The organism is Martelella sp. UBA3392, from assembly GCF_002358775.1.
Classification (GTDB): Bacteria; Pseudomonadota; Alphaproteobacteria; order Rhizobiales; family Rhizobiaceae; genus Martelella; species Martelella mediterranea.
In genome coordinates this window covers 1-2,834 of the sequence record NZ_DEPM01000291.1, presented here as the reverse complement: position 1 = coordinate 2,834, position 2,834 = coordinate 1, and the positions used below count along the sequence as shown (strand labels likewise).

Sequence of the window (2,834 nt, the reverse complement as noted above, 5' to 3'; positions counted from 1 at the left end):
GTTCCAGACCTTCGAGAACGCCGTGTCGATCGCGATCGACATGGCCGGCAAGGCGTTCGAGAGCGACGGCCATCTCTCCGGCATCTCGACAGGCATTCACACGCTGGACGCCAAGATGGGAGGGCTGCAGCGCTCCGACCTGATCATCCTTGCCGGCCGCCCCGGCATGGGCAAGACCTCGCTTGCCACCAACATCGCCTGGAACATCGCCTCGTCCTATGAGCCGGAAGTGATGCCGGACGGAACCATCGAGGCCAAGCAGGGCGGCGTCGTCGCCTTCTACTCGCTGGAAATGTCCGGCGAGCAGCTCGCCACCCGTATCATTTCCGAGCAGACAGAGGTGTCCTCCTCGAAGATCCGCCGCGGCGATATCACCGAGGCCGATTTCGACAAGCTGGTGGCCTGCTCGCAGACGATGCAGAAAGTGCCGCTCTATATCGACCAGACCGGCGGCATCTCGATCGCCCAGCTTTCCGCGCGCGCAAGACGGCTGAAGCGCCAGCGCGGTCTCGATGTGCTGGTGGTCGACTATGTGCAGCTCATGACCGGCTCCAAGAAATCCGGCGAAAACCGCGTGCAGGAGGTGACCGAAATCACCACCGGCCTGAAGGCGCTCGCCAAGGAGCTGAACGCGCCGATCATTGCGTTGTCCCAGCTCTCCCGTCAGGTGGAAAATCGCGAGGACAAGCGCCCGCAACTCTCCGACCTTCGCGAATCGGGCTCGATCGAGCAGGACGCCGATGTGGTGCTATTCGTGTTCCGCGAGGAATATTACGTCCAGAACCTTGAGCCACGCGATCCGGACGATCCGGCCTATGACGAGTGGAAGATGAAATACGACAAGGTGAAAGGCACCGCCGACGTGATCATCGCCAAGCAGCGTCACGGACCGACCGGCACGGCCAACCTCGCCTTCCAGGCGGCCTATACCCGCTTTGCCGATCTGGCGGATCCATCCTATTCAAGTTTTGACGAATAATTCTGTGTCAGACGCGATAAACGCGCTATACATGCCGTAACAACGCAACGAACGGCAGTTTCATGACTGAATATTCGAATGAATTCATGGAGACCGAAATCGGTTTCGATGCCGCCCCTGCCCGGCTGACGGTCGACCTTTCGGCAATCGTCAGCAACTGGCGGACCATGCGCGCGCTCTCGGGCACGGCCCGCACCGGCGCAGTCGTCAAGGCGGATGGCTACGGGCTCGGCATCGAGGATGTCGGCGAGGCGCTTTATGAGGCGGGCGCGGCGGATTTCTTCGTCGCTGTTCCCGAAGAGGGCGCGACCCTGCGCCGGTTCGCGCCAGACGCCCGCATCTTCGTGCTCTCCGGCATGTGGCCGGGCACCGAGGCGATGTTTTTCGAAAACGGCCTCGTGCCGGTGCTGGCGAGCGAGGAACAGCTCGCCTTCTTCTTCGCCGCGATCGCCGATTATGGCGACTATCCTTGCGCGCTGCAGGTCGACACCGGCTTCAACCGGCTCGGCCTTTCCCATGACGAGGCGCTGCGGCTGGCCGCCGATGACGCCAGGCCGGCAAGTTTTTCGCCGGTTCTGGTGCTCTCCCACCTCGCCTGCGGCGATGATGCGGCAGCGCCGATGAACCGCGAGCAACTGGCGCGCTTCCGCGATGTCGCAAACGCCTTCGAAGGGGTCGAGGCCAGCCTTTCCGCCTCCGCCGGCATCCTGCTCGGCGCCGACTATCATTTCGAGCTGACCCGGCCGGGCATCGCGCTATACGGCGGCGATTCGGCGCCGGGCGCATCGAAAAAGTTGCAACCGGCCGCCACCGCCGAGGCCCGAATCATCCAGACGCGGTTTGCGAAGAAGGGCGAGAATGTCAGCTATGGCGCGACCCAGCAGCTTGCCCGCGACAGCCGCCTTGCCATCGTTTCGGCCGGCTATGCCGATGGTTATCTGCGCGCCAAATCGGGCACCGGCGTGCCGCTGCGCGACGCCGTTCCCGCAGGCGGTATGGGCTTTATAGCCGGTCATCGCGTGCCCATCCTCGGCCGCATCACCATGGATATGACAATTTTCGACATTACCGATCTGCCCGAAAGCGCGGTCAGGGCCGGCGATTATGTCGAGCTGTTCGGCCCCAATATCGCGCTCGACGACGCGGCGGCGGCGGCGGGCACGATCGGGTATGAATTGCTGACCTCCCTTGGCTTGCGCTATAACCGCCGTTATATCCAGCCGGACTGAAACCGCTCCCGAAAAGACGAGACCTTGGCCAAACCGAAAACCCAGTTCATCTGCCAGAATTGCGGATCGGTCACGCCGCGCTGGTCTGGGCGCTGCGATGCCTGTGGCGCTTGGAACACCATCGTCGAGGAAAATCCGACCGCCGGCATCGGCGGCGGCCCGGCCCGCTCACCGAAGAAGGGCCGTCCGGTCGCCCTCGTGCCGCTTGATGGCGAAAGCGAGGAAGCGCCGCGCGTCCAGAGCCGGATTGCCGAACTCGACCGGGTGACCGGCGGCGGCTTCGTGCGCGGCTCGGCGGTGCTGGTCGGCGGCGATCCCGGCATCGGCAAGTCGACGCTGCTGATGCAGGCGGCGGCCGCTCTCTCGCGCCAGAACCAGCGTATTATCTATGTCTCCGGCGAAGAAGCGATCGCGCAGGTCAGGCTTCGGGCAAAGCGGCTGGGCGCGGCCGACACAAAGGTGATGCTGGCCGCCGAAACCAATGTCGAAGACATTCTGGCAACGCTTGCCCACGGTGATCGTCCCGACCTCGTGATCATCGATTCGATCCAGACGCTCTGGTCCGACATGGCGGAAGCCGCCCCCGGCACGGTGACACAGGTGCGCACCGGCGTGCAGGCGATGAT

General features: G+C 63.8%; 3 protein-coding genes. All 3 read left to right on the top strand.

Annotation, left to right across the window (positions count from 1 at the left end; genetic code table 11):
* Nucleotides 1-979 (top strand): replicative DNA helicase (locus B4E36_RS22785; protein ID WP_345900849.1); only part of this gene is annotated, 979 nt, incomplete at its 5' end.
* Between the two features lie 62 nt (nucleotides 980-1,041).
* Nucleotides 1,042-2,208, top strand: coding sequence for an alanine racemase (gene alr / locus B4E36_RS22780; RefSeq protein ID WP_292057448.1), 1,167 nt, complete (start codon nucleotides 1,042-1,044; stop codon nucleotides 2,206-2,208).
* A gap of 24 nt (nucleotides 2,209-2,232) precedes the next feature.
* Nucleotides 2,233-2,834, top strand: a 602-nt coding sequence (locus B4E36_RS22775; protein ID WP_345900848.1) for an ATPase domain-containing protein, incomplete at its 3' end; no start/stop codon positions are given.

Coding starts and splice junctions, on each gene's coding strand:
- alr (WP_292057448.1), top strand. CDS start 1,042: ATGACTGAATATTCGAATGAATTCATGGAGACCGAAATCGGTTTCGAT.